Source organism: Sphingorhabdus lutea (assembly GCF_001889025.1).
Taxonomy (GTDB): Bacteria; Pseudomonadota; Alphaproteobacteria; order Sphingomonadales; family Sphingomonadaceae; genus Sphingorhabdus_B; species Sphingorhabdus_B lutea.
Window position 1 is genome coordinate 2,243,408 of the sequence record NZ_CP018154.1, and the last position, 26,240, is coordinate 2,269,647.

Annotated in this window: 24 protein-coding genes; 12 read left to right on the forward strand and 12 right to left on the reverse strand. The window is 46.5% G+C overall.

Annotated features, from left to right (window positions below; translation table 11 throughout):
* Nucleotides 1-3 precede the first annotated feature (3 nt).
* The gene (locus LPB140_RS10740) at nucleotides 4-2,370 is read right to left on the reverse strand and encodes a TonB-dependent receptor (RefSeq protein ID WP_072559827.1); all 2,367 of its coding nucleotides are present in this window, start codon (nucleotides 2,368-2,370) and stop codon (nucleotides 4-6) included.
* A gap of 106 nt (nucleotides 2,371-2,476) precedes the next feature.
* Between LPB140_RS10740 and LPB140_RS10745 the strand changes: the two genes are divergently transcribed.
* Entirely contained in the window at nucleotides 2,477-3,274 is a 798-nt protein-coding gene (locus LPB140_RS10745; protein WP_335682190.1) for a TetR/AcrR family transcriptional regulator, read from the forward strand.
* A gap of 120 nt (nucleotides 3,275-3,394) precedes the next feature.
* Here the strand turns inward: LPB140_RS10745 and LPB140_RS10750 are convergent, their stop codons facing one another.
* From LPB140_RS10750 to LPB140_RS10760, 3 genes are all read right to left on the reverse strand, one after another.
* Nucleotides 3,395-4,108: a hypothetical protein gene (locus LPB140_RS10750; RefSeq protein WP_072559828.1), complete on the reverse strand. Its 714-nt coding sequence runs from the start codon at nucleotides 4,106-4,108 to the stop codon at nucleotides 3,395-3,397.
* 5 nt (nucleotides 4,109-4,113) lie between these two features.
* Complete coding sequence (locus LPB140_RS10755) at nucleotides 4,114-5,355, reverse strand: toxic anion resistance protein (protein ID WP_072559829.1); 1,242 nt, start codon at nucleotides 5,353-5,355, stop codon at nucleotides 4,114-4,116.
* A 114-nt stretch (nucleotides 5,356-5,469) separates the two neighbouring features.
* Nucleotides 5,470-6,183 carry an arylesterase gene (locus tag LPB140_RS10760; protein WP_072560889.1) on the reverse strand — a complete coding sequence of 238 codons (714 nt, stop codon included), beginning with the start codon at nucleotides 6,181-6,183 and terminating at the stop codon, nucleotides 5,470-5,472.
* A gap of 22 nt (nucleotides 6,184-6,205) precedes the next feature.
* Here LPB140_RS10760 and LPB140_RS10765 point away from each other — a divergent pair, with 22 nt between their 5' ends.
* Entirely contained in the window at nucleotides 6,206-6,907 is a 702-nt protein-coding gene (locus LPB140_RS10765) for an ABC transporter ATP-binding protein (protein ID WP_072559830.1), read from the forward strand.
* Complete coding sequence (locus tag LPB140_RS10770) at nucleotides 6,904-9,462, forward strand: ABC transporter permease (protein ID WP_335682191.1); 2,559 nt, start codon at nucleotides 6,904-6,906, stop codon at nucleotides 9,460-9,462. Before LPB140_RS10765 ends, LPB140_RS10770 begins: the two co-directional genes overlap by 4 nt.
* 2 nt (nucleotides 9,463-9,464) lie before the next feature.
* On the opposite strand, the gene LPB140_RS10775 is transcribed toward LPB140_RS10770, so the two are convergent.
* Entirely contained in the window at nucleotides 9,465-10,247 is a 783-nt protein-coding gene (locus tag LPB140_RS10775; RefSeq protein WP_072559832.1) for an SDR family oxidoreductase, read from the reverse strand.
* 39 nt (nucleotides 10,248-10,286) lie between these two features.
* Nucleotides 10,287-11,273, reverse strand: a complete 987-nt coding sequence (locus LPB140_RS10780) for a bile acid:sodium symporter family protein (RefSeq protein ID WP_156874194.1) — start codon at nucleotides 11,271-11,273, stop codon at nucleotides 10,287-10,289.
* Nucleotides 11,274-11,413: 140 nt separating this feature from the next.
* Here LPB140_RS10780 and typA point away from each other — a divergent pair, with 140 nt between their 5' ends.
* Nucleotides 11,414-13,249, forward strand: a complete 1,836-nt coding sequence (typA, locus tag LPB140_RS10785; protein ID WP_072559833.1) for a translational GTPase TypA — start codon at nucleotides 11,414-11,416, stop codon at nucleotides 13,247-13,249.
* A 108-nt stretch (nucleotides 13,250-13,357) separates the two neighbouring features.
* Here typA and LPB140_RS10790 read toward each other — a convergent pair whose 3' ends face one another.
* Together LPB140_RS10790 and LPB140_RS10795 are read right to left on the reverse strand one after the other, a co-directional pair.
* Nucleotides 13,358-14,572, reverse strand: coding sequence for a BaiN/RdsA family NAD(P)/FAD-dependent oxidoreductase (locus tag LPB140_RS10790; protein WP_072559834.1), 1,215 nt, complete (start codon nucleotides 14,570-14,572; stop codon nucleotides 13,358-13,360).
* A gap of 87 nt (nucleotides 14,573-14,659) precedes the next feature.
* A complete protein-coding gene (locus LPB140_RS10795; RefSeq protein WP_156874195.1) occupies nucleotides 14,660-15,478 on the reverse strand; it encodes a porin family protein in 819 nt (272 codons plus the stop codon).
* Between the two features lie 134 nt (nucleotides 15,479-15,612).
* Between LPB140_RS10795 and LPB140_RS10800 the strand changes: the two genes are divergently transcribed.
* Nucleotides 15,613-16,638 carry a DUF4424 family protein gene (locus LPB140_RS10800; RefSeq protein ID WP_072559836.1) on the forward strand — a complete coding sequence of 342 codons (1,026 nt, stop codon included), beginning with the start codon at nucleotides 15,613-15,615 and terminating at the stop codon, nucleotides 16,636-16,638.
* A gap of 48 nt (nucleotides 16,639-16,686) precedes the next feature.
* A complete protein-coding gene (locus tag LPB140_RS10805) occupies nucleotides 16,687-16,965 on the forward strand; it encodes a DUF3297 family protein (RefSeq protein ID WP_072559837.1) in 279 nt (92 codons plus the stop codon).
* A gap of 72 nt (nucleotides 16,966-17,037) precedes the next feature.
* On the opposite strand, the gene LPB140_RS10810 is transcribed toward LPB140_RS10805, so the two are convergent.
* Complete coding sequence (locus LPB140_RS10810) at nucleotides 17,038-17,847, reverse strand: CHAP domain-containing protein (protein WP_083550604.1); 810 nt, start codon at nucleotides 17,845-17,847, stop codon at nucleotides 17,038-17,040.
* A 264-nt stretch (nucleotides 17,848-18,111) separates the two neighbouring features.
* Between LPB140_RS10810 and LPB140_RS10815 the strand changes: the two genes are divergently transcribed.
* The 4 genes from LPB140_RS10815 to LPB140_RS10830 are packed head-to-tail and all read left to right on the forward strand — an operon-like array spanning nucleotide 18,112 to nucleotide 21,646.
* Nucleotides 18,112-18,465 carry a hypothetical protein gene (locus tag LPB140_RS10815; protein ID WP_198024117.1) on the forward strand — a complete coding sequence of 118 codons (354 nt, stop codon included), beginning with the start codon at nucleotides 18,112-18,114 and terminating at the stop codon, nucleotides 18,463-18,465.
* Between the two features lie 48 nt (nucleotides 18,466-18,513).
* On the forward strand, nucleotides 18,514-19,101 hold the full coding sequence (locus LPB140_RS10820; RefSeq protein WP_072559840.1) for a DUF3800 domain-containing protein: 588 nt from the start codon (nucleotides 18,514-18,516) through the stop codon (nucleotides 19,099-19,101).
* A 24-nt stretch (nucleotides 19,102-19,125) separates the two neighbouring features.
* The gene (locus LPB140_RS10825; protein ID WP_072559841.1) at nucleotides 19,126-20,112 is read left to right on the forward strand and encodes a polysaccharide deacetylase family protein; all 987 of its coding nucleotides are present in this window, start codon (nucleotides 19,126-19,128) and stop codon (nucleotides 20,110-20,112) included.
* A gap of 4 nt (nucleotides 20,113-20,116) precedes the next feature.
* Complete coding sequence (locus LPB140_RS10830) at nucleotides 20,117-21,646, forward strand: lipopolysaccharide biosynthesis protein (RefSeq protein ID WP_083550349.1); 1,530 nt, start codon at nucleotides 20,117-20,119, stop codon at nucleotides 21,644-21,646.
* A gap of 113 nt (nucleotides 21,647-21,759) precedes the next feature.
* Here LPB140_RS10830 and LPB140_RS10835 read toward each other — a convergent pair whose 3' ends face one another.
* Entirely contained in the window at nucleotides 21,760-22,188 is a 429-nt protein-coding gene (locus tag LPB140_RS10835; RefSeq protein ID WP_072559842.1) for a CBS domain-containing protein, read from the reverse strand.
* 94 nt (nucleotides 22,189-22,282) lie between these two features.
* Here LPB140_RS10835 and LPB140_RS10840 point away from each other — a divergent pair, with 94 nt between their 5' ends.
* A complete protein-coding gene (locus LPB140_RS10840) occupies nucleotides 22,283-22,621 on the forward strand; it encodes a hypothetical protein (protein ID WP_072559843.1) in 339 nt (112 codons plus the stop codon).
* A complete protein-coding gene (locus LPB140_RS10845) occupies nucleotides 22,618-23,016 on the forward strand; it encodes an acyl-CoA thioesterase (RefSeq protein WP_083550352.1) in 399 nt (132 codons plus the stop codon). Before LPB140_RS10840 ends, LPB140_RS10845 begins: the two co-directional genes overlap by 4 nt.
* A 10-nt stretch (nucleotides 23,017-23,026) precedes the next feature.
* Here the strand turns inward: LPB140_RS10845 and LPB140_RS10850 are convergent, their stop codons facing one another.
* Both LPB140_RS10850 and LPB140_RS10855 read right to left on the reverse strand, forming a co-directional pair.
* Nucleotides 23,027-24,712 (reverse strand): DUF4139 domain-containing protein, encoded by a 1,686-nt coding sequence (locus tag LPB140_RS10850; protein WP_156874197.1) that lies wholly within the window; start codon nucleotides 24,710-24,712, stop codon nucleotides 23,027-23,029.
* Complete coding sequence (locus tag LPB140_RS10855; RefSeq protein WP_232223501.1) at nucleotides 24,696-26,078, reverse strand: DUF4139 domain-containing protein; 1,383 nt, start codon at nucleotides 26,076-26,078, stop codon at nucleotides 24,696-24,698. The genes LPB140_RS10850 and LPB140_RS10855 overlap by 17 nt, the downstream gene beginning before the upstream one ends.
* Between the last annotated feature and the right edge of the window lie 162 nt (nucleotides 26,079-26,240).

Below are 26,240 nucleotides of genomic sequence, written 5' to 3' on the forward strand. Positions count from 1 at the left end.
GGGTCAGAATTTTACTCCCGCAGTCACAAAGACCTGACGCGGATTGCCGTAAAATGCGGTCAATGTGCCTTCTAAACCAAGCGAGGGAATGGGCAGATTATTTGTGCCATTGGTAATGGCGCCCGTCACCGGATTGGCCACCACAAATGTATAACCCGATGTGATATATTCCTTGCCCGTCAGATTTTTGCCATGCAGGCCAATATTCCACCGGCCATCGGGCGCGGTATAGACAATATTGGCATCCCATAGGGCATATCCAGATTGATCAATATAGGGGTTTGGCACCTCAAATTGATAGGTTTTGCTGCGGTAAGACAGGCTGGTCCCCATGAATAAATCACCCGCGCCAATGGGCATAGTATAGGATAAACTGCCGCTGGCTGTCCATTTTGGGGTATTTTGTACCTCGCGATATTGCGACACATCGGTCGGAACATTGCCAATATTGGTGATATATTCATCATATTGCGCGTCAATATACCCCATTGTCGCCGACAGGTTTAACCGATCGCCAGAGGTCATTAAATCCCGGCCCAGTCTTGCATTAGCTTCAAATTCAAGACCCTTAAACGTAGCCTTGCCCGCATTGGACACCACGCCGCAGAAACTTGGCGTACCAGCCACGGTGCACGCGACTGATCCTGGAATTTGCACGTCGGTATAATCAGCATAAAATCCTGCAAGAGCAAGGTTTAAGCCGCCATCAAATAAACTGCCCTTATACCCCAATTCATAGCTATTTACCTTTTCAGGGTCAAAGCTGAGGAAGGAGGCGATTTCTTCATTGGTTGGCGCGCCGACAATGGCCGCAGGTGCGTTGACACCAACACCGCGCGGGTCAAACCCGCCGCCCTTAAACCCTTGTGAAAAACTGGCATAAAGGGTGTGATCGGGGGTGGGTTTAAATGTTAAGGACGCGCGGGGGGTAAATTTCTTAAAATCCTCGCTGCCCTTAAAATTGGTGCTTGGCCCGCCAAGCGCGATGCTATTGCCGCCAAAAAATGGTGAGCCGCCAATTGTTCCCAAAAAGTAATTTTGCCGCAAAATATCGGCGCTGCGTTCATCCCAAGTATATCGCCCGCCAACAGACACGCTTAATTGATCGGTCAGATCATAGGTGAAATCGCCAAAAATGGCATAGGTTTCAGTATCGACATTTGCCTTGGTAAAGGCGGTTAAATTTGGCAATGCGGCATTGGCCGTGAACAAGCGCACATCAAAACCGGTATCGGCGGTGGCATCTAAATAATAAAATCCAAATAGCCCGTTAAACCTGTCGCTTTCATATAGGATTTGGAATTCCTGGCTGACCTGTTCATTGCGATATACCGCAGGCACATCAAGGTCGATTGCAGGCAAAGCATCAAAATCAATTGGTGATGCGCTGTCATCTTTGCGCCATGCGCTTATCGAACGAAGGGTGATATTGTCCGACAAATTGGCCGATATATTCATCGACAGACCATAAGCCTCCACATCCTGTTTCGGGAAATTTAATGCGCCGCGCGTATCATAAACATCGGACAGAACAGGCGCACCGGAACGCGCACCCGGGATAAGCCGGTGGCCGCCGCGCGGGTTGCTTTCATCCTTGGTATAATCACCCGAAATGCGGATTAAAATAGGCGCACCATATCCGCCCATTTCAAATGTGCCGCGCGCGGCCCAAATATCCTTATTATAATTATCCAATCCAGTGGTTAAATTTTCACCAAATCCCCCGCGTGACAATCGCGCGCCCGATGCGCCAACACGCACCATATCGGAAATGGGAAAGCTGCCCGATATGACGGCATCGGCTTGGTTAAAACTGCCATAGGCGACCCGCGCCTTAAATGATGGTTCTTGCGGTAATAATTTAGTGACATATTTAATCGCGCCGCCAATTGTATTGCGGCCATATAATGTCCCTTGCGGGCCGCGAAGCACCTCAATCCGTTCCACATCATATATATCCAAAACCGCCGCCTGTGGACGGTTCAAATAAACATCGTCCAAATATATGCCAACGCCCTGTTCAAATCCGGAAACGGGATCCTGCTGTCCCACACCGCGAATAAAGGCAGTCAGCGTTGAATTTGTTCCGCGTGATGGCTCCAATGTGGTATTGGGCGTTGTCAAACCAATATCGGTGATATCAATCGCGCCTTGTTGTTCCAATTGCTCACCCGAAAAGGCGGTAATCGCAATGGGGACATCGGTAAGGCTTTCGTCACGGCGGCGGGCGGTAACAATGATAACGCCCTCATCATCTGCTTCTTGCGCCACTGATTTTGTTGATTGTGCATATAAAGGCGCTGCGGCCAAGCCCCCTATCGCCACGCTACTTAAAGCCACAAAGCGTATTGCGCGCTGAAAATCTCTCATTTTTTCTCTCCTCATATTGGTTTCAATACTCTATGAGTATGAAATCGAAATAAGTAATAATGAAAGTTGAACCAACTTTCAACTATGAAATGGATGAGGCAATATTATGACCAAAGGCAGTGCTAAAAAGGCAACAGTGATAAAAAATGCCGCACCTAAAAAGGCGATTGCCGACAAGGTAATTGGTAAAAAGGCGATTGCCGACAAGGTAATTGGTAAAAAGGCCAATTCTAAAAAGATAATTGCCAAAAAACCTGCCTCTAAAAAACCAATATTAAAAAACGGACCAAAACAGGCCATAAGTGACAATGCAATTGGCCATAAAGTCCCCCGCACCGAACGCGGACGGCGGACAATGCGCGCCATATTGGACGCGGCGGCCATGGAATTTGGCGCAAATGGCTTTGGCGAAACCTCCATTGTTTCCATCACACAAAGGGCAAAGGTCGCATTGGGAAGTTTTTATACCTATTTTGATAGCAAGGAAGAGGTATTCCGCGCCTTGGTCAAGGATATGAGCGAACGGGTAAAGGAACAAGCCGCCGCCGCCATGACAGGCAGGGAAAATGCATTGGAAAAAGAACGCACCGCCCTGTCCGCTTTTATCGAATTTTCAAGGGAGCATAAGGAAATATACCGAATTATTGACGAAGCAGAATTTGCCGATCCGCAAAGTTACCGCGAACATTATCAAGGAACGGCAGAGCGGATTTTCATGCGCCTACAAAAAGGAGCGGATAACGGTGAATTAAGCACTCAACTGACCGAGGCGCATGCATGGGCAATAATGGGAATGAACGTATTTTTAGGATTACGTTACGGCATTTGGTCCGAAGAAATGACGGCGAGTGAGGTTGCAAACATTGCCCATGGCATATTATCCGACGGCATCATCAAAAAATAATGGGTGCGATTTATATACCTACCCCATTATATTCCCACCCCATTAAATAGCGGCGACATAATATAAAGCTGCCATAATATATGGCCAGATTATGAAAAAATAGGGTGGAGGTATAAACCCCTATTCCGCCGCTTCCTTATCATATTTCATTTCAAGATAGCGCCCTCTAATGGCCAATTTGTCCAATTCACCGCGCACAATTTGCTTGGTCACCGCTTCGATTTCTTGATCAATTAAGGTTAAGCCGCCGATTAATTGTTGATGTGGTGTTGGCCCATGATCAGATTTATTTTTTAATGAATCGGGAATACGGCGGTAACTGCCCACCATTTCGGGCAAATGTTCGCCCACCAATTTTCGAATTTCATTGGCCGCCGGTTCATGTTCGGGCAATTCGACAATATGCGGGGCAAGCTGGTCCAATCTGGTGCCAATGCCGTCCAAAATTTCCACTGCCTGACGTGGTAAATAGCCGCGTTGCGCCTCCAACCATAATTCGGTTTTGCCGACCAAAGTTTTCAAATCTGTTTGACGCAAACTTTCCATTGTGGGCATTTTCATGCGCGGATACCGCATGAACATATATGCCGCGCCCGCGCCCAATAATCCGGTAATCATCACACCGGTAATGCCAATACCGTCAATTATCGAACCGACAATGCCCGCACCCACCAATATTGCGCCAATGGCAAATAAGGTTCGCCCTGCCTTGCTTTTCAAATCGCTACGTTTCAATTCTTGGCTTTTAATGCCGATGTGCGGCCCCATTTTTACCCGTGCATATGACCGCGCGGCTGATGCCAAAATTTCATCACTATCCAATCGTTCAGCCATGTAACTTAATTCCCTAAAGAGCTTAACAGCCCCGAATCCTGAGCTTCCTGTGTTGCCCTTGCCTGCCCTTCGACCCGGGCAATATAACCGCGCGATTTTTCAACCTCATTGGTCAAGGCATCGGTGGTTTGTTTCATGCTGTCCAAAGCCTTTAACTTAAATGTATCGATGGCGTCCATTGTGTCATACACATTTTGGAACGCGCGTTGCAATGTTTCCAATGGAATGGTTGAATTGGCGGCCTGTTCATGGATAGTCGCGGTATTTTCGCGCAACATTTTACCTGTGCCGTCAATGATGCTGGCGGTGGTGCTGTTTAATTGGGTAATTTGTTCCAACACCAATTTTTGGTTGGTCATTGCCTGGGCCACGGTAACCGCGGTGCGCAGCGCCCCAACGGTGGTGGTGGAGGCGCGGTCCACGCCCTTTACCAATTCAACATTATTTTTCTTTACCAAATCCAATGCCAAATAACCTTGAACCGTAACTGCCATTTGGGTCAATAAATCTTGGGTTCTTTGGCGCACATAAAATAGGGCAGTTTCACGAATTGCCTTTGCCTTGGCGGGGTCGGACGCGTCCAAATCATTGGCTTTATCTTCCAATTTGGCGTCCATCACCTTGGACAAATGGATCATCTGTTCCAATTTACCCATTGCCGCCCATAAATTTTGACGTTCCACATCAATGGAGGCGTTGTCCATCAATAATTCGTCTTTGCCCCCTGCCAAACGCGCCAAAATGGTGCTGATATGGTCTTGAGAGCTTTTATAACTGTCAAAATAATTGCGCATTTTATTGCCAAAGGGAATAATGCCGAATAATTTTTTCGGCGTTAATAAATTACCCTGTTTTGACGGATCCAAATCCTCAATCGTGCGGCGCAGCTCGGCCAAATTTGCGCCCACGCTGGCTTCATCATCCATGGCGCGAACAGGACGGTCAAGAAAACGGTTTGATTGACCGGCTGCCGCCATAATTTCCTTGCGCCCCATATTGGTCAATTGGTCAACACGCTTGCCAAATTCGGGTGAATTCACATCTTGGGCGATTAAATCATCAACAAAGCTATCAACCTTTACTTCCAATTGGCTTTTTTGTTCATCACTGACCGGCACCAAACCAATGGCGCTTTCCGCCTTAATTGTGGGAACGGGCGATGGCGGATCCAATTTTAAATCAAATGCGGGCGCCTCTGCCGCTTTAGTGGCGGTTGCATTAGCAGCTAAATTCTTATCATCTGACATATTTGTTCCCTGACTTAACTAAACGTTCATTGGCGCCATATTGGCCCTATAAAAAAATATAATGCAAAAAAATTATAATTTATATCTTTATGAAATATATAAATGTTGGTCAATTTACCTAGCAGCTTTCTGTAAACTGTCATTCACCATCGGCGAAATGCGATTCACAATAATTTTAATCCCCTCTGCATTGGGGTGAATAGCATCTGGCAACATATATTTTTTATCTGTGACAACCCCATCCAAAATAAAGGGGTATAGATTTGCCTGATATTTTTTGGCAAGTTTTGGATATATTGCATTGAATTTATTTACATATTCCGCGCCCATATTGGTCGGCGCAATCATGCCGGTTAACATGACGGGGATGTTTTTTGATTTGGCAATGTCCATCATCTGGGTTAAATTTTCTGCGGTCTGTGCGGGCGAAATGCCGCGCAGCATATCATTCCCGCCAAGCCCCAATAAAATAAGATCGGGTTTGCGTTTCAAATTATCCAGCACAAATGAAAAGCGTTTAAGCCCTGCCATTGTGGTGTCACCCGACACGCCGGCAGGGTGAACCTTTACCGACATGCCATCTGCCTGCAGGGAGGATTGCAACATGGGGACAAGCCCCTCACCCGATTTCAATCCATATCCAGCATATAAGCTATCGCCAAAGGCCAGAACCAAAAATTTAGCATCTTCTTGCTGCGGCTTTGCAACATCAACCATATTATTTTGTTGCTGTTGGTCGATACCAGCTGTTGTTTGTCCATCACAGGCCGATAAACCTTGGAAAAAAAGGATAAGAACCCCATATCTTATAAAATTAAATAAACGCATTTTAAGGCACATCCTTTTTTCCATGACCCAATATAATCTTAAACAAGATAATGTCGCAATCGCTGCGCGCAAGTTAAAGCTGTCCCTTGGCGACGCTGAATCCAAGGTTGATATTCTGAAAGGCGTGGATTTAGAGATTTTGCGCGGGCAAAGCATCGCCCTTCTTGGCCCATCTGGTTCGGGCAAAAGCTCGCTTATGGCGATATTATCAGGCTTAGAACGGGCAAGTAGCGGGACGGTCATCGTTGATGGGACAGAGTTTACTTCTTTGAATGAGGATGAATTATCACTGGCGCGGCGGGGGCGCATTGGAATTATATTACAGGCTTTTCACTTGCTCCCCACAATGACCGCATTGGAAAATGTCATGGTCCCTATGGAATTGGCGGGTGTTGATGGCTATGAAGAAAAAGCAAGGCAGGAATTGGCGGCGGTTGGCCTGTCCCACCGTGTCACCCATTACCCCACCCAATTATCGGGCGGGGAGCAACAACGCGTTGCCATTGCCCGGGCCACAGCGGGTGCGCCGGCCATTTTATTTGCCGATGAACCCACGGGCAATTTGGATGGCGAAACCGGGGCAAATATTATCAAATTATTGTTCGATCGGCAAAAAGCCATTGGCGCGACATTATTGATGATTACCCATGATCCCAGTCTGGCGCAAAAATGCGACCGTGTGCTGCGCATGGCCGATGGCATGTTGAGCGAAGATAGTTTGTGAGCAGCAATATGGGTAATGTTAATCAATTTTCGACCCTTTGGCGTCTTGCCCTGCGCGATATGCATATTAAAATTCGCGGGCTGCGTTTATTATTCATCTGCATTTTATTGGGTGTGGCAACATTGGCCGGTATTGGCAGTTTGACCAGCTCCATTGCCGCAGAGCTGGCCGCGAGGGGGCAAAATATATTGGGCGGCGATATCGAAATATCATTGTCCCAGCGACAGGCAAATAATAAAGAATTGGCCGAATTTACTGCCTATGGCCGCCTGTCTAAAACGTTAAGAATGCGGGCCATGGCTTTTAACCCCGCCAATGAGGAAAGCGCCCTTTCCGAATTAAAGGCGGTGGATGATAATTATCCGCTTTATGGTGCATTGGCCACCCATCGCGCGGCATCCGACACCCCGCCGCAAAAGGGCGAAATTTATATCGCACAGGCTATGGCGGACCGGCTTTCGCTAAACATTGGTCAAAAATTGCGTTTTGGTCAGGCAGATTTTACCATAAAGGCAATTATCAAGGATGAACCGGATCGTTTGGGAGAGGGCTTTACCTTGGGCCCCGTCGCCATTATCAATATTGACGATATAGCCAGCACCAATTTGGTGCAGCCTGGCAGCCTATATAGTTCAAAATATCGGCTGCAATTATCCGCCAATAATCCGGGAAATACGCCCAATAATGACCCACAGCCTGATTTAGAAAATTTGACCAAATCATTTGAAAAAAAATATAGCAAGCAAGGTTTTGATTTTAAAAATGCGGGCAATGGTGCGCCCAGCACACAAAGATTTATTGAACGAATGGGTCAATTTTTGGGATTGGTCGGTTTGGCAGCACTGACCATATCGGGCATTGGCGTGGGTAATGGGGTCAGTTCTTATCTCGCAGGAAAAAAATCCTCCATCGCCACATTAAAAATTTTGGGATTGGATAGTCGGGGAATTTTCACCATCTATCTTTTGCAAATTTCGATAATCAGTATTTTTGCGATTATCACGGGATTGGCCATTGGCATATTTGCGCCCTTTGTCATTACTTTTTTTGCCGGTGATATATTGCCGGTGCAGCCGGGCGTGGATATTTATCCTCTGCCCTTAATTATCAGCGCGGCTTTTGGCGCATTAACCGCGCTTGCCTTTGCCATACGGCCATTATCCACCGCACAATTGGTTCCCGCCGCACGGATTTTCCGTTCAGCGGTGGAGGATGATTTGCCCACACCAAAATGGGCCAAATGGGTAAATGTCGCCGCGTTAATTTTAATTGCGGCATTGGCGGTGCTGACCGCACGGGAAAAGTTATTTTCAGCTGGATTTATCATCGCTGCATTATTGGTTTTTGCTATATTATGGATGCTGGCCATTGCCATTATCAAAATTTCTGCATCTTTGCCGCTGCCCAAAAATATTGTGCTGCGCATGGCGATAAAAAATCTCTATCGCCCTGGTTCAAATATCAAAATGTTGATTGTCGCGCTTGGCCTTGGCCTTACAATGTTTGTAACATTGGCCGCAATCCAAAGCAGCATTAACAATGAAATTGCGAATAATGTGCCCAAGGAAGCACCAAATTTCTTTGTGCTGGACATTCCAAAGGAAAAATCAGGCGACTTTGACGCGCTTATCAAAAAAAATGATGCAAAGGCAAAGGTTAATTTAATCCCTGCACTGCGCGGGTCGATTACCGAATATAAAAATATTGTGGTCGCAGATTTGCAAGAATTACCAGAGGATGCATGGGTTTTGCGCGGGGATAGAGGCATTACATATAGCCAAAATATCCCCGAAGGCAGCGAATTGACAAAGGGCAAATGGTGGGACGCCAATTATAAAGGGCCGCCACTGGTCAGCATGGAGGAAGAAGTCGCCTCCATATTGGGATTGGACATTGGCGACAGGATAGTTGTCAATATTTTGGGCGTGGATTTTGAGGCCAAAATTGCCTCCCTACGCAAGGTGACATGGGATAATTTTGGGTTAAATTATGTTTTGGTATTTTCCCCAAATACATTTGTCGATGCGCCGCATAATATGGTCGCCACCATATTGGTGGATAAAAAGGCCGAAGGCGATTTGGCCCGCGCCATTCCGAAAAATTTCCCCTCTGCCACCATGATAGAGGTGGGCGATGTCATCACCCAAATCACGACTTTATTGGGGCAAATGTCCACCGCCATTGCATTGGCCGCTTCCATTGCCATTTTGGCGGGCATAGCGGTGTTAATTGGTGCAATTTCGGCGCAGCAATCCACCCGCATTTATGACAGCATCGTCATGAAAATGTTGGGCGCAACGCGGGCGCAAATTTTATTGGCACAGGCATTTGAATATTTGGCTTTGGCGTTGATATTATCTTTATTGGCAACAATTATCGGCTTGGCCGCTGCCTATATGGTGGTGGTGCAGATTTTTGATTTTGCCTTTAATCCTGATCCGCTGCTTATTTTATTAACCCTTGCCATGGGCGGCGGGGTAACGTTGATTATCGGATTATTGGGGGCGCTCCCCTCCCTTACCGTGCGCCCAGCACAGGCGCTGCGCCAGCTATAATCTCAACCGCCCGGTGACGCGGCCGAACCGGCCAATAATCCGCCGTCTATACTCATCTCGCTTCCGGTGATATAGGCGGCATCATCGCTGGCCAATAATAGGGCAAGTGCCGCAACCTCTGCCGCTGTGCCAAATCTTTTCATTGGTGTGTCGGCGACAAAGGCGGCCATGCGCTGCTCCCTATCTGGTCCATCGCCAATCATCGCCTCCCACATGGGGGTTAAAATTGCGGCGGGATGGATGGAATTGCACCTGATATTTAACCCCTGCCCTGCACAATATAGCGCGACGCTTTTGCTATGATTGCGTACTGCCGCTTTTGATGAGGCATAGGCCGCGGCCATCGGTATGCCGACCAATCCAGAACGTGACGAGATATTGATAATCGACCCCGCACCCTTGGCCCGCATCGCAGCAATGGCATAGCGGCACCCCAAAAACACCCCGTCCAAATTTACCGCATGAACCGCATGCCAATCGGCCAGACTGCAATTTTCCGGATCATGCGGCTTTGGCCCATCTTCAAATCCGGTAATGCCCGCATTGTTCACCACAATGTCCATTTGCGGATATTTTTCGGCAAGGCTGGCCCAATCATCCTGCTTGGCTACATTTAATGTAACAAATTCGCCCCCAAGATTATTGGCCAAGCGCGTGCCATTTTCCGCGTCAATATCACCGATAATAATATGCGCACCATGAACGGCAAATAATTGGGCAATTGCTGCGCCAATGCCGCGCGCACCACCGGTGATAAGGGCATTTTTATGATGTAATTTTTGCATATAATCCCCACTATGTTTAATCATATCCTATATATTGTCTTAATTATCAGGCCGATAATTCCTGTATATTTTTTGTGCCAGTTTATCCGCCAATGGAGCAGAGATGATAAGCTGCCCAATATGATAAATAATGACGGGAAGCAGGAAAAGCCCGGTTTCCTTGGGAAATAATATAGCCGCCATCGGCGCACCTGTGGCAATGCTTTTATGCGCGCCGGCAAATAATATACTAATCCTATTTTCCAAATTCATACCCAAATATTTACCCAGCAGCCAAGATGCAGAAAATGAAAAAACCAGCATAATTGCACAAATAGCAAATATCCATGACAGCGCACGCACATCCACAATACCCAATGCGCCTGATGCCACACTGGCCGCAAAGCCGACATAAACCGACAATAAAATAACCCCCTTGTCAAATTTGGCCAACATCGCGCTTTTTGTGGCCGCCCATTCGCCCAAAAAAGGCTGCATCATTTGGCCAAGTGCAAAGGGCAATAACAATAATAAAGCGATGTTTCGCACCAATGACCATTCAAATGCCGCGCCAGAGGTTAAACTATATGCCGCGAGCATCATGGGGGTCATGATAACAGCAGACAGGTTAATTAACGTTGCCGCCACCACCGATGCGGCAACATTGCCCCGTGCCAATGATGTAAAGCTAATCGCGGATTGTACCGTGGATGGCAAAATTGTCATAAAAAATATGCCAGTAATCAATTGAGGGACAAGCGGCGGTGATATTATTTTTATCAACAACCACCCAAATATCGGCATGGCGATAAAAACCATAAAAAAAATGGCCGCCTGAACCCGCCAATCGCGCATTGCCTGACCCACTTGTTGGCGCGATAAACGCAGGCCATGAAGAAAAAATAAACCAAATATCGCGGCAAAGCTGATATTCCTAGTCATAGACAAAATATCGCCCGACACCGGCACCGCCCATGCAATCGCCAATGCAGCAAGCAGCATTAAAATAAACCGATCGGGCAGAATTTTTTTTACAAAAGCTATCATTTTACCGCTTTTGCAGTCAGATATGCGTTTTTGCAAGCATCGCTTGTTGCGCCGCAGCACAAAAGCGTCTAAGGGCGCGTTAATATTTGTCGGCGATACTGTCGATGGATTCCATTTTCCAATGTTTAAGGCCAAATATCATGTCCCTTCGCAATATCGCGATTATCGCCCACGTTGACCATGGCAAGACCACTCTTGTTGACCAACTATTCCGCCAATCCGGCACTTTCCGTGACAATCAACGCGTTGAAGAACGCGCCATGGATAGCAATGATCTGGAAAAAGAACGCGGCATTACCATTTTGGCCAAATGCACCAGCGTTGAATGGGCCGGTGAAAATGGGACGCCGACAAGAATCAATATTGTGGACACCCCCGGACACGCCGATTTCGGCGGCGAAGTGGAACGCATTCTTTCTATGGTGGACGGCGTTATCTTGCTTGTCGATTCATCCGAAGGCGCAATGCCGCAAACCAAATTTGTGACCGGCAAGGCGCTTGCCCTTGGCCTGCGCCCGATTGTGGTGGTGAATAAGGTTGATCGCCCTGATGAGCGTATTCAAGAGGTTTTGGACGAGGTTTTTGACCTGTTCGTTTCTTTGGATGCCAATGATGAACAATTGGATTTCCCTGTATTATTCGCATCGGGCCGCAATGGATATGCCTCCACCGACGACAGCGCACGCGAAGGCACATTGACCCCATTATTTGAAACCATCGTCAACCATGTTCCCGAACCAAAGGCGGACGTTGATGGCGAATTTAAAATGCTTGTCACCTTGCTTGACCGTGACAATTTCCTTGGCCGTATTTTGACCGGCCTTGTCCTTTCCGGCACAGTAAAAACCAACCAACAAATTCATGCGTTAAACCCTGAAGGCAAGGTAGTTGAAACGGGCCGCGCATCGAAAATCATGTCATTTCGCGGTTTGGAACGCGTTCCTGTGGAAAGTGCAAAGGCGGGCGATATTATCTCCCTTGCTGGCTTAACCACCGCCACCGTGGCCGATACCATTGCGGATGTCAGCGTGTCCGAACCATTGCAGGCACAGCCAATTGATCCGCCAACTTTGTCCATGCGCTTTGCCGTTAATGACAGCCCAATGGCGGGCCGTGAAGGCGACAAAGTGACCAGCCGGATGATTCGTGACCGTTTATTCCGTGAAGCGGAAAGCAATGTTGCCATTCGCATTACCGAAAGCGACGATAAAGATAGCTTTGACGTTGCCGGACGCGGCGAATTGCAATTGGGCGTTTTAATTGAAACTATGCGCCGTGAGGGGTTTGAGCTGGGCATTTCGCGTCCGCGCGTATTATTTGGCGAAGATGAAAATGGCAAAAAGACCGAACCTTATGAAAGCGTTGTGATTGACGTGGATGATGAATTTTCCGGCACGGTTGTTGAAAAAATGGCCACACGTAAGGGCGAATTGACCGACATGCGCCCATCGGGCGGCGGCAAAACCCGCATTTCATTCAGCGCCCCATCACGCGGCCTTATCGGTTATCATGGTGAATTTTTGTCCGACACACGCGGCACCGGCATTATGAACCGTTTATTTGAAAAATATGGCCCGCATAAGGGCAATATTGAAGGCCGTAAAAATGGCGTTTTAATTTCAAATGGTGCGGGTGAAGCCGTTGCCTATGCGCTTGGCCCATTGGAAGAGCGCGGCATTTTGATGGTATCACCTGGTGAGCCATTATATGAAGGCATGATTATTGGTGAAAATGCGAAATCGGATGATTTGGAAGTAAATCCAATGAAATCGAAACAGCTTACCAACTTCCGCTCCACGGGTAAGGATGATGCCATCCGCTTAACCCCGGCATGGCGCATGACATTGGAACAGGCCATTGCCTATATTGGCGATGATGAAATGGTGGAGGTTACACCAAAATCAATCCGCCTGCGTAAGGCACAGCTTGATCCCAATGAGCGTAAAAAGGCATCACGCGCCAAAAAGCAGGGATAAACCTACCATAACAAATAAAAAATGCGCTGGATATTCTCCGGCGCATTTTTTTATGGGCGATATTATTTATAGATTATTTATGGGCCAGCCCTTTACACCGCCAGCCCTTTACACCGCCTGCCCTGCTGCAACGCCGCTGGCCCATGCCCATTGGAAATTATATCCGCCCAACCATCCGGTCACGTCCACCGCCTCGCCTATGCAATAAAGGCCGGGCATTTTTTTCGCTTCCATGGTTTTTTGCGATAATTCATCGGTGGAAATGCCGCCTATTGTCACCTCGGCCTTGGCAAAGCCCTCTGTTCCATTAGGGGTAAAGGGCCATGCCCTGATTTTTGCTTCAATTTCTTCTAAAAATTTATCGGTTAAATCGGCCAAGTTGCGCCATTCGCCAATTTCTTTGGCCAATGTTTCTGCCAATCGGTCGGATAAATCCTCCGATAGGATTTTTTTAATATGTGATTGCGGCACTTCGCGTTTGGCGGCCTTTAAATGCCCCTTTGGATGGTCGGGCCAAAAATTTATATGCACCACATCGCCATGTTTCCAATAGCTGGAAATTTGCAAAATGGCCGGACCAGAAAGCCCCTTATGCGTTAATAATGCCGCCTCGCGAAATTTGGTTTTGCCGCAAATCGCCTCCACATCCGCCGATATGCCAGACAATTCGCGAAACAACACATCCTCTCCGCCCAAGGTAAAGGGCACAAGCGCGGGGCGCGGTTCAATTATTTTCAATCCAAATTGCCGCGCCACATCATAAGCAAATCCGCTTGCCCCCATTTTGGGAATGGACGGCCCGCCTGTTGCAATAATCAACGCGGGCGCATTGGCGCTATGTTCGCCAAAGCTGACATGATATTGCCCATCTTCATGGGAAACGCCATGCACCGGACGGCCAAAGGAGAAATCAACGCTGCCGCCGCAATTTTCGGCAAACTCACATTCATCAAGCAACATGTCGACTATTTGTGACGCGCTGTCATCGCAGAAAAGCTGCCCCAATGTTTTTTCATGATAGGAAATGCCATATTTATCGACCAAGGCGATAAAATCGCGCGGCGTATATCGGCCCAGCGCCGATTTTGCAAAATGTGGGTTGGCTGATAAATATCTCTCCTGCGCAAAGCGTGTCGTGGCGTTAATATTGGTGAAATTACATCGTCCACCACCGGAAATAAGGATTTTTTTGCCCGCTTCCTGTGCATGGTCAATGACCAGCACCTTTTTACCGCGTTGTCCCGCAACGCCCGCCGCCATTAAGCCCGCGCCACCTGCGCCCAAAATAATGACATCAAAATTTGTTAAATCATGTTTTTCCATCGCGCCGCCTTATCACGCGATTTCATGAAATGCACATATTGTCTTTGGTTAAAATGCGTGACTTTGGCTAAAATGGTAAAAATCGCCTCAAAAACGCTTCCTTATCCCGGCGGAGAATATTAAATTTTCATATTTACCCTCCACATTGGCATTTAACCCGCCCGTGGCAAGGAAACGGCGGTCAAATTTCAATCCACTAACCCGTTGATACCGCGCCCGCGCGGTTAATTCCACATTATCATTTATAACATAGGTCAGGCCGATATTATTATGCAGGCTAAGCCCCGCATCACTACCCACCACCCCAAATGAAGGCGCGGCATTTGGCGAGCTATTTCCTCCATATAAAATATTATTTTCAACCTGCGTCACACCAATGCCCCCGCCAGTAAAGGGGATGATTTTTTGATCATCGGACCAACGAATGTCCGATTGATAGTTAAGTGAAAAACTAATCGCCTTTTGATTGCCGCCAAAATGTTGATTGCCGCCATTAAACGACCCACCATTTACATCTGCATTCGAATAATTTGCCTCAACCTCTATACTGGGTTGGAAAATACCAAAGACATGGCGGTTCAGCCTATATCCAATTGAACCGCCGAAAAATTCTCCATTGGAAAATTCCACCCGAACATTTGCTGGCGCACCCACCATGCCCGGAACGCCATTATTGGGCGATTGCACGCCATCATATTTTGCATCACGCGGCGTTGATAATCCGGCATGAGCGGTCACAAAAAACCCGGATTCAGGCGTGAATTTGACCTGCTTTTCATCGTCATCCTTTGCATATGCGCTGCCCATCATCGCGCCGGATATGGCAAAAAATAGGGCAATATTCCGTAATGTTTTTGTTCCCCTATTGGTGTTATAAATTTCGCTTTTATGGCGTAGATGCGGCATCGTCATTTCCTCTTTTAAATATTTATAAAAAGATGTTCGCCGAATTTCTTAAAATGGTTACAAAATGCCAATTGCACATATGAAAAATAAGGATAAGAATTGCCTTTACCTAAAATCTTATCATTGGAAAATTGATGAAAAACCCCATATTTTCTCTGTTAACCGCAGCTTTTTTATTAGCAAGTTGTCAATTTTTGCCCGCCCACGCCAATGATAGTGAGGCCGCCATTGCCATAGGCGGGTTGGAGTTAATAAAAAATGATAATATCAGCATGGAAAGCGAATATTTATTCCTCTCCATGGACAAGGCAAAGGTTAAATATCAATATTTTAACCATAGTGACAAAGATCAAGATATTTTAATTTCATTTCCCCTGCCCGTCACACCTTCCTTTATAGAACAGGAATATTTGGCCGCTGAATATGGCGCAAATTGGGATGAATTAAATTTTACGACTTTGGTTGATGGACAGCCCGTCTCCTTATCCAAAATCGACAATGCCGAAATAAAGGGTAAAAATATCAATCTTCGCTTGGCGCAATTGGGCTGGCCAATAAATTATTGGCATGATGACAGCATTTGGGAAATAATAAGATCGCTAAATGATACGGAAAAACAAGCATATATTGATGAGGGATTATTGGTCAAAGGTGATATGGGGGAAATATATCCCAATTGGCAAATTGCCACATTTATGAACCGCCATCAAAAATTCCCCGCTGGAAAGAAAATCACTGTCGAACATGAATATAAACCCATGATTGGCGGCAGCGTCGCGGGCGCAATGGACAAAAATTATCGAGAAGCACCCAATTCCGGCTTTGCGGAATATAGAGCGCAATATTGTATTGATAATGATTTCCTAGCCGGATTTGATAAAAAAATGGCCCAACATCGCAAAAATAATGATGAAGAATATGCCATATTTTATAATGAAACATGGTTAAGTTATATTTTGAAATCGGGCGCAAATTGGCGCGGGCCGATAAAAAATTTCCATCTTGTCGTGGATAAGGGCGATAAAAATAATTTATTAAGCCTGTGTATGGACGGGATTAAAAAAATATCCCCCACCCAATTTGAGGTTCGAAAAAGCAATTTTGAACCCGCAAAAGACATTGATATTTTAATCATCCAATTTTTTTCAAATGAAAATTGACCCATATATATTATTGCAAGATGCGCCGCTTTACGGCAAAGGAATTTCATGACAAATACACAAGATACACCACCCGATCGCCTTTCCATTCATGCTTTTAGTGAGCATTTTGGCGGCGAAATTTTGCAACGCGGCATTGGCATCCGTTTTAAGGGCTCTGTGCGCACCAATGTTGAGGAATATTGCATTTCCGAAGGTTGGATAAAGGTGCAGGCCGGCAAATCATTGGATCGCAAAGGCCGCCCTATGATGTTGACCTTGAAAGGCGATGTTGAGGCATGGTTTGAGGATTTGGGCGATGATGCACCCGTTGCAAAGGCGGGATAAAATTTGTTTAATCACCGCGCCTAGCTATAAGTTGGGTTATAAGTTGGGCCATAAATTGGGCCATAAAATCGGTTAATTACCCGCGCCAATTTGCGCCAATAAATCACCAATTTCATCTTTTTTTCTTGGTGCTTCATTGGCGTGTTGCGGCTCAGCAATACTCTTTTTTTGCGCGGCTGCTTTATTTACCTTTTCATGACGCGCACCATATTCTGCATCACGTAGGGTTGATGCGGATAAGGTAAAGCTGGTTTGCGCACGATTTTCTTGTTTTTTTGATTTTTCCGGGCGGGCATCGGCCATGCGCACCGATGGGCGATCTTCGTTCTTTTTGCCTTTTTTGCCCAAAATTGGCGAATGTGAAGGCGTTTTGCCTGTTAAATTAGCCACGGCCAACCGAATATCGCGGTCATTATTTTGGCTATTTGGATGGATAAAACCATGTATGGGATATTCCGACCCACCCAAATTATCAATGGGTGAATACCATATCCGCACCAATGACCAGTCATTTTTTTCTGACACGTCAATAGCCTTTACATTATCTTCAATGTGGCCGCGCGTGCCATTTATGGTGGACCAATTGGCATGGCTAATTAAAATTGTGCGTTTATCAATAATTTTGCTTACCGCCGCGACATGGCCCAATTGCATCACCCCATGGGGTTTAAATGCCATGACCGCGCCAATATCGGGCCGATTATTGCGTTTATATTTTCCCTCGGCCTGTCCCCACCATGTATGTGCGTCGCCATAAATATTTATCCCGCTTAACGCGCGGGCATAGGGAACGCATTGCAACCCTTCGTTCAAGGCATGGGCCGCCACAGATGGGATTATCGCCGCCGACATTGCGGTCGCCGCGCATAATAATATGCCCATATAAGATGCCTTTACCGATCCATTTTTACGGCGATTTTTATAGTGCAGATGCCAAAACATAAGATAACGTCATAATCAGACATGACTTAAATCTGGCTAAATAATAAGGTTAATAAATAGATAATATATTCATTTTACATTCAAAAATAATATTTAATAAAGCAATTATATTGGCCGAATAAGCCGTCATCATCAAAATATCGGCAAATTATCGCCCTTATAAAAAGGATAAAATTGTTGAAAAATTATCTTTTCATGCCCTTTATGGCCTGTATTCTGGCTTTATCTTTTGCTGCCCCCCTATTGGCGGCATCCATGAATGCAGAAGTTTTTTATGTTAAGGCGGTTGCATTAAAGAAAAAGGGTGTTGGCGCGATATTGTCCAAGGATATGGATATTTTAAAGGGCGAAATGAACAATGTTAGAACCAATTTACGCGCCGAAAATGAAAAGGCGAAAAAGACTGGAAAACCATTATATTGCCCCCCGAAAAATAGCAGCATGTCATCCGACCAATTGATTTCAGAATTATCCGCCGCGGGTCAAACAAAACGCAAACAAATGACCATGCATGCATTTATGCGTGATTATATGGTTCGCAAATATCCGTGCAAATAATATAATATTCGCTACATCAGGATAATATTTGCATAACGGAGAAATATTTTGCCCATATATTGCGATGAAAGCGGCGGATTAGGCACCGGATATATGAGCTTTGCCGCCATATATATTAGCGCGGATGACGCCGCCCAAGTACAGGCACGATATCGCGGCATTACCGGTCTGTCCGGTGAGTTAAAGGGCAGCCGAATTGATTTGACCGAACGCGGGTTAATTATTGAAATATTATCACAAAAATCGGTTAATATTGCGGTTTCCTATGCCGCAAAGGCCGAAATTGGCGATATGGACGATAAAAAAGCCTATAGCATGTTATTGGAACAAGCAGTGGGTGATTTATTGCCATTAACCGGCGGGTGCGGCGATGTTATTATCGATGATGGCCGATATGACCCCATGATATTGTCGGGCATAAAGGGTGAAATTGCCGATTTACTGGGCAATTGGGGCAAGGCCATATTGGAAGATAGCAAAAATAGCGATGGTATCCAATTGGCCGATATTTTGGCGAATAGCGTATATAATATGTTGCGCGATGAAAAACGCCGCAGCAGGATAAAAACCATCCTGCAACCCTTAATCGAAACATCGCGATGCCACATAAATAAATTGCGCCTAAACCAATCGTAAACATATATTTGCTATGCCGCCTAAATGGGAAGCGCACTTATCACTATCGACACAGAATATTCACACGGATTATATCAAAAAAATCCGTCAATGGATTGGCGTGAAAATTATGCGCGTTCCATTTCCTGTGAAACGGCGGATGGCGATGTTGGCATTGAATATCAAATGGATATTTTTGATCAATATGGGATGAAGGCGGTTTTTTTCGTCGATCCCATGCCCGCTTTATTATTTGGGCAAGAGTCCATTGATGCGATTGTCCATCCCATATTGGAACGCGGGCATGAGGTGCAATTACATATTCATAGCGAATGGCTATCCACTTTTTCCCAAAAAATAAGCGATAGATATTTTGGCACTACGCCATTTTTTGCACATCATATGCATATGTTGCCATATGAAATGCAAAAACGCGTCATTGAAGCGGGATGCGATATTTTGGTCAAGGCAGGCGCACCCCGCCCCACCGCATTTCGCGCGGGAAATTATGGCGCAAATGACGATAGTTTGCGGGCATTGGCCGATATGGGCATTAAATATGACAGCAGTTTTTGCCCCGCCATATTAAATTCAGCATGTCAAATTAACCTGCCGCCCGATCAATGGCAGCCCATTTATCATCATGGCGTTATAGAAATGCCCATTGGGGCTATTTCCGGCCCATCAGGGACCCAGCGCCATGCCCAAATTACCGCGATTAGCGCACGGGAAATTTTTGATGCGTTAAACCATGCGGTTTATTTAGGACGGCATCATTTCATCATTGTATCGCATAGTTTTGAATTATTGAGCCGTAACCGCAAAAAAATAAACCATATTGTCCGGCGCCGTTTTGAAAAAGCATGCGCCATGATTGCCGATATTGATGATTTGGATATTGTGACATTTGCCAATATGCCCGACCCGATGGTGGGGCATCAAATTGATGAAATATTGCCCCATAATCCCGCCCGCACAATCGAACGTGTGGCGGAACAAATTGTCGGCAATATATTATATGGTAATGGGTGATTAGATGAGCATTGCCAATAATATCATTGATAAAAGCCAAAATATTGATGGCGGCGATAATAATAATGCGCCGCTTGCAGGCCGTGTCAGACAGGCCGTTATTTGGCGGTCGGGTTCGCAAATATTGTCGCAAATCATTGGGTGGAGCGCGACGTTAATCGTCGTTCGCTTGCTTGACCCCACTGATTATGGTTTGTTTGCCATGTCGACCGTGGTGATGGCATTTTTGAATTTTTTGAACGGATATGGCTTTGCCAGTTCATTGGTGCATAGCGAAGAAGTGACCGAGCGGCAGAAAAGCCAGGCATTTGGCATGATGATATTGTTAAATATCGCCCTTTCCATCGGTCAAATATTGGCAGCCCCTGCGGTGGCGGCATATTATGGCCACCCCATCATCAAAGATATGCTAATCTGGCAATCGCTTATTTACCTATCCACACCGTTAATCGTGATGTCAGAGGCACTGATGGTGCGTGATTTAAATTTCAAAAAACCCGCCATTGTCAATATTGCTGCGGCCATTGCGGGTGCAGGAAGCTCGCTGGTTCTTGCTTTAATGGATCAAGGTGTTTGGACGCTGGTCTTTGCGCCCGTCATTGGTTTTTGGGTGCGCGCCATTTTATTGGTTGCCATCACTAAAATGCGCGTCTTGCCCATTTTCAACTTTTCCGGTGCAGGAAAAATGTTAAAATTTGGCGGCGCAATTATGATTAGCCAGGGATTTTGGATTGTGCAAAGCCAGGCCGATATTATTGTGGCAGGCCGGGCGCTGTCTCCGCATGATTTGGGCATTTACACACAGGCCATGTTCATCACCACCATCTTCGCCTCCAAATTTATTCCCCCGTTAAATGAGGTTGCCTTTCCAGCTTATTCACGAATGCAACATGATGCCCATCTGTTCAAAAATTCATGGTTGAAAACCGTGCGGATGATTATGGTCGTTACCCTGCCCCTTTATTTTGGTTTGGCGGTGACGGCCGACCCGTTCATCAAAATCATCCTTGGTGATAAATGGCATGAAACCATTCCCATGGTACGGCTCATCGCCTTTGCCATGCCGTTTATGACCCTGCAAATTTTATTTCACCCCGCCATAAATGCTGCAGGACGCCCCAATGTGACCGCGCGTAATTCCATAGCGGGCGCTATCATCATGCCATGTGCCTTTTTATTCGGGGTGCATTATGGCGGCATTGGATTGTCAATTGGCTGGTTAATCGCCTTTCCCTTATTGCTGGCCTTTACCTATTATCAAGCGCGAAATATTATCGGCGTTTCAATCATGGATGTCATTGGCGCTTTATGGCCCGCCATTTGGATGAGCAGCATCATGGCATGCATAGTATATTTATCGGACCATCTGTTTTTCGGCGAAGCGGCGCATATCTATCAATCCATCCGTCTTTCCATGTTGGTTGCGATTGGCGGGGTCTGTTTCCTTGGTTTATTAAGGTTCATGGCAAGGCCATTATTTGACGAGGTTGTCATGTTAATCCGCAAACCAGCAGAAGCGGTTAAGGCCGATTAGAGCATACCAGTTTAAGATATGGCTGAATTGGGTTGTGCCCATTAAGATATGGCAAATAAGCATAAGGACAGCGTGGTTTTACATGAAGATGATGATAAACCGCGCCATTATATTTACGCCATTTGAATATAATCACGCATCGCTGCGGCCTCTGCCTCAATCTTATCAATGCGATATTTCACCAAATCGCCAATGGAAACAAAGCTGATTAAACGGCCATTGTCCACAACGGGCAAATGGCGAATTCTGCGTTTTGTCATCAATGATAAAGCGGAAAGTATCAGCGTGTCGGATGAAATGCTAATCGCAGGGGCGGTCATCACATCACCCACCTTCATTTCCATCATTTTGGCACCATTTTGGGCAATGCCATATACCAAATCACGTTCAGAAAAAATGCCAACAACATCGTCATTTTGAATAATGGGCAATGCACCAATGCGTTTATCCGCCAATATTTGCGCCACCTTTGCCACATTGTCATCCGGCGCGGCGCTGATGACACCGCCTTGTCTATTTTCAATAATGGCCGATATTGTCATGCTATTCCCCCTATTAAATTTTCCTCATTTTAATCATCTTAACTCTTCCACTTATTATATGAATATAGCATAAGGGCGATGTAAAGGAAATTCCATGTCCAACAAAAATATCTCCCCCGTCCCATCGCCCAAAATTCGTCCATCAAATTTGGATAATCCGGCATATTCAAAATTTGCATGGGGCCGATATTGGCGGTTAATGCGGTGGATGGCCGGTTTGGCAGTTGGTTGCACGGCAATCGCTCTGTCGGTTTTTTATTATAATTATGGCATGATTTCCATCCATCTATATATTGCCACATCAATTGCGATTATTATTTCAATCATGTTGACCGCAGGGTTGATGGGACTTGTCTTTTTATCTAGTGGCACGGGACATGATGAAGTAATTGACAATAAATCTCCCCCAAATTGGAAAGAAGAAGAAAAATGACCAATAATGTCAAAAATATGCCGCAACGCAGCGACCCCATTTTGCGCGTTACCCCCGGTCCATCGGACATTAACTCCAACGGCCATATTTTTGGCGGCTGGGTATTATCCCAAATGGATATTGCCGGCGGTATTGTTGCTGGCCGCGTTAGCCAAGGGGCGTGCGCCACTGTGGCGATTGAAAGCATGACATTTATTGCGCCGATTTTATTGCGCGATATTATTTCGGTTTACGCGCATGAGGAACGCCGCGGCAAAACATCCATTGCGATACGGATAGAGGTGGTGGCGACACGTGCGCGCGGCCAACAAGAGGTTAAGGTGACCGACGGCCTGTTCACCTTTGTCGCATTGGATGAGGATCATCGCCCGCGTTTATTGCCGCCCGCGCTTTAACCTAAATTCATTATTGCAGCTTAACCTTATAAATTAAACTCACCTCATCATTGGCGGGAACAACCACTTCCCAAGTGGGTATCCCGTCAATTTTGCGTACAGATTTTGGGTTGCCAGAAAGTTGATAGGGGATTTCAACCTCAGCCCGCACCGCATAGGGCAATGCATTGCTTAGGATAAGCCTATATTCTTCAGAGTTTCTTTTTTTTTGCATTAATCTCAACGTGATACGAACCGCCGAAGATTCACCAACTTCAACCTCTACCTCATCTCCCACCGCTCGGTTGGTCAGGCTGCTTTCACCCAGCCATAATGGGCCAAATTCGCTATTTTCAAAAATGGCTACCCGTCCTGCTGGCAATGGTAATCCCAATCCATCTTCTGTCTTATTCATTGATTTTAATAAAAATGGGATGGGCTTGCTTTGATCATCATCATCATCATTATAATAAGCAGAAATATTATCCACATTTATACGGTAAATATGGTCATATTTCACATCAGGCTTTACAATCATGGCGACCTGTTTTTGCCCCTTGGCATTGATATTTACCAAAATGGGGACATGGTATAATTTTAAATCGCCCAAATTTTCCTGCACGGCCACCACGGCGGCAATGGGCGCCATGCTTTTTGCAACCTTTATCCTTGCCCCTGTTACAACAATATTTTCTGCATCAGCTTCCATCATCGCCATGGGGGGGGCTGGCGGTGGTGGGGGCGGCAGGACGGAAGTATATCCGCCATGATAGGGGATTTCATGCGTGCGCTGTGTTGGCCAACATTTCAGGTTAAGCCCCTTTTCAACTGGGCGCGGGCCGGGGCTGCTGCGTTCGCGATTTGGCTGCCCTGCCACTGCCATTAAATTGGCATTGTCAAAACTGGTCGCGCCGCCATTGGCCACGGTCATCCATCCAAAAATATCAACCTTGCCCGCCATTTTGCCATCAATTGGTTTTGCCTCGGCAATATAATTGGCATCCCAATCGAATCCGGCGGATAAATATGTAATGGTCAATGTGGCGGTGATTTGTTTATCGCTAATCGTTTGAACGGACAGGGTCGGCTTGGCCGATAAACCCTCTGGCACGCCGCCATATGACATACGCTCGGGCAGGCCCGTGCAATGCAGCGCCTCAAACCCGCCTTCGCTTTCCAAAATCACCCCGCCAAATGGCCCTGCGGTAATCATTGCCTCGCTGGATATGCTTTTGCCCGTGGCCTTATCGGTTCGGGTAATCGTCACCTGTCTTTTTAAATATGCATCAACCAAACCGGCAGGCGATAATAACCGCGCATCCATATTTTTCTCGCGCACCCCATTGGGCAGGCCGGAAATAATCGCGCTTTCGGGGAACATACCCTCGGCCACATTTTCAAACCGTATCACCGCTTCACCCGCCGGAATGGTGACAGTGCGCGTTTCGCTAACCATTGCATAACCCTGCGGCCAATTTTTACTCATCGCGCGCTGCCCCCGATTTGGATCGCGATAAACGGTTAAATTCACTTTATCCCGCTGGGTGGAGGTCACAATTTGCGGCTTTACATATTGCGGGCTGACTTCATTTTTTTGCTCAATATTTTGCCCAACATCCTGTGCCAATATGGCCGGACCACTTATTGTAACCGCGAATGAAGATGACAATATATAGAATAAGGAGCGCATCGCCTGCCCCTTAATATCTGGTGTCAAATGTTGCCGTAATCGTCACCGCACCATTGGCGGGCACATCAACGCTCCATTCGGTTTTATCCGCCGACACACGCGTGCTGGTCATGCTTTCTTCGACGATGCGAACATCCCCCCAAAGGCCGCTTTGCGCCAAATCAACCTTTGATATTGTGGACCGTGCATTGGTAATTTCATACCGCATTTTGGTGCGCCAACGCCGATTGCTCAACCTTGTGCGCTCCTCTACCACGGTTTTTACCTTTACATCAAATGCATCGCCGGTGCGAATGGACATAGCCGACCCCATGGGGGTTGCCTCTATTTGATTTTCGCCAATAAATTGCGGATCGCCGCGCTTATCACGCATATAGACGCGTATCACACCCTGTGGCAATTGGTCGCCAAGGCCGCCGCTGCGTGATGTGGAAAATTTCAAAACCGATGACGCGCTGGCCGCCTCATTGGTGGACATCCAACTATTGGTAAATTCATATACTTTGCGGGCCTTTGCGCCCTTTACATCCAAAAAGCTCACCTGTTTTTGTTGTGCATTGGCCACGGTGGTGCGCTCTGGCAAGGGATATAGATAAAAATCGCCCAATCGTTCGCGATCATTGGATTCTGTGCCCGCCTCTTCTATAGTTCCTGTGGGCCAGCTGACGCCGCGTGCATTATAATTGCCGCGCCCGCCGCCTGAATTTGTATTTCCTGCCACCAATAAAATATTGGCATTGGTGTAATCTGTGCCTGTATTATTGGTCAATGTCACCCAACCCTGCACATCTATTGTCCCCTTATCCTCATCAAACAGGGTCACATAGTCCGATTTCCACCCCATAGCTGGGGTTAAATAGGTTAATCTGGTGGGGGTCATGCCGCCCTTCGCCGATTCCAAAGTCACCGAAAGCGTGGGCTTTGCCCGTAAATTTGGCGGCACACGGTCAAAAATCACCCGCACGGGCAATCCATCGTCACGCAGCACCTCTATCTGGTCGCCAATTTGCAAAACAACCCCGCCATTTGCCGCCAGTACCTTGGCCCTTACCCTGCTTTCCACGCCCGTTGCCGGATTGGTCCGAACCAAGGTAATATTCTGCCCTACCGCCTTTTCCATCAATTTGGCAGGCGTCAATAAATCATAATCAAAATTTTGCTCAACAATGCCGATTCCCGGCCCGGTAAGCGTGACGGTTTCGGCGCGAATTTGCGCGGAAACATCGGGGAAACGCTGTATGCTGCGCCCTTGGGGCAGGTTAATCTGACGCTCATCCTGAACCAATGCCTGACCATTATTATAAACAGTAAGGGCGACATCACCCTGTGCGCTTTTATCCGGATCTATATCGGTATTTTGGGCGGCCACCATGGATGCAGGCATTGCCGCCATCGGCATCGCCATGATAATAGCAAATGATTTTAACAAATGATGACGCATGATAAGCTCCCCAAATAATAAGATATTATCAGGATATACTCAAACATATTGGATTACCAGAGGATTAACAAAATCCTTTGGTAATATCCATCATGCCTTCATCATTGATGAAAA

Coding starts and splice junctions, on each gene's coding strand:
- LPB140_RS10740 (WP_072559827.1), bottom strand. CDS start 2,370: ATGAGAGATTTTCAGCGCGCAATACGCTTTGTGGCTTTAAGTAGCGTG.
- LPB140_RS10745 (WP_335682190.1), top strand. CDS start 2,477: ATGACCAAAGGCAGTGCTAAAAAGGCAACAGTGATAAAAAATGCCGCA.
- LPB140_RS10750 (WP_072559828.1), bottom strand. CDS start 4,108: ATGGCTGAACGATTGGATAGTGATGAAATTTTGGCATCAGCCGCGCGG.
- LPB140_RS10755 (WP_072559829.1), bottom strand. CDS start 5,355: ATGTCAGATGATAAGAATTTAGCTGCTAATGCAACCGCCACTAAAGCG.
- LPB140_RS10760 (WP_072560889.1), bottom strand. CDS start 6,183: ATGCGTTTATTTAATTTTATAAGATATGGGGTTCTTATCCTTTTTTTC.
- LPB140_RS10765 (WP_072559830.1), top strand. CDS start 6,206: ATGACCCAATATAATCTTAAACAAGATAATGTCGCAATCGCTGCGCGC.
- LPB140_RS10775 (WP_072559832.1), bottom strand. CDS start 10,247: ATGCAAAAATTACATCATAAAAATGCCCTTATCACCGGTGGTGCGCGC.
- LPB140_RS10780 (WP_156874194.1), bottom strand. CDS start 11,273: ATGATAGCTTTTGTAAAAAAAATTCTGCCCGATCGGTTTATTTTAATG.
- typA (WP_072559833.1), top strand. CDS start 11,414: ATGTCCCTTCGCAATATCGCGATTATCGCCCACGTTGACCATGGCAAG.
- LPB140_RS10790 (WP_072559834.1), bottom strand. CDS start 14,572: ATGGAAAAACATGATTTAACAAATTTTGATGTCATTATTTTGGGCGCA.
- LPB140_RS10795 (WP_156874195.1), bottom strand. CDS start 15,478: ATGCCGCATCTACGCCATAAAAGCGAAATTTATAACACCAATAGGGGA.
- LPB140_RS10800 (WP_072559836.1), top strand. CDS start 15,613: ATGAAAAACCCCATATTTTCTCTGTTAACCGCAGCTTTTTTATTAGCA.
- LPB140_RS10805 (WP_072559837.1), top strand. CDS start 16,687: ATGACAAATACACAAGATACACCACCCGATCGCCTTTCCATTCATGCT.
- LPB140_RS10810 (WP_083550604.1), bottom strand. CDS start 17,847: ATGGGCATATTATTATGCGCGGCGACCGCAATGTCGGCGGCGATAATC.
- LPB140_RS10815 (WP_198024117.1), top strand. CDS start 18,112: ATGGCCTGTATTCTGGCTTTATCTTTTGCTGCCCCCCTATTGGCGGCA.
- LPB140_RS10825 (WP_072559841.1), top strand. CDS start 19,126: ATGGGAAGCGCACTTATCACTATCGACACAGAATATTCACACGGATTA.
- LPB140_RS10830 (WP_083550349.1), top strand. CDS start 20,117: ATGAGCATTGCCAATAATATCATTGATAAAAGCCAAAATATTGATGGC.
- LPB140_RS10835 (WP_072559842.1), bottom strand. CDS start 22,188: ATGACAATATCGGCCATTATTGAAAATAGACAAGGCGGTGTCATCAGC.
- LPB140_RS10840 (WP_072559843.1), top strand. CDS start 22,283: ATGTCCAACAAAAATATCTCCCCCGTCCCATCGCCCAAAATTCGTCCA.
- LPB140_RS10845 (WP_083550352.1), top strand. CDS start 22,618: ATGACCAATAATGTCAAAAATATGCCGCAACGCAGCGACCCCATTTTG.
- LPB140_RS10855 (WP_232223501.1), bottom strand. CDS start 26,078: ATGGCGGCAATGCCTGCATCCATGGTGGCCGCCCAAAATACCGATATA.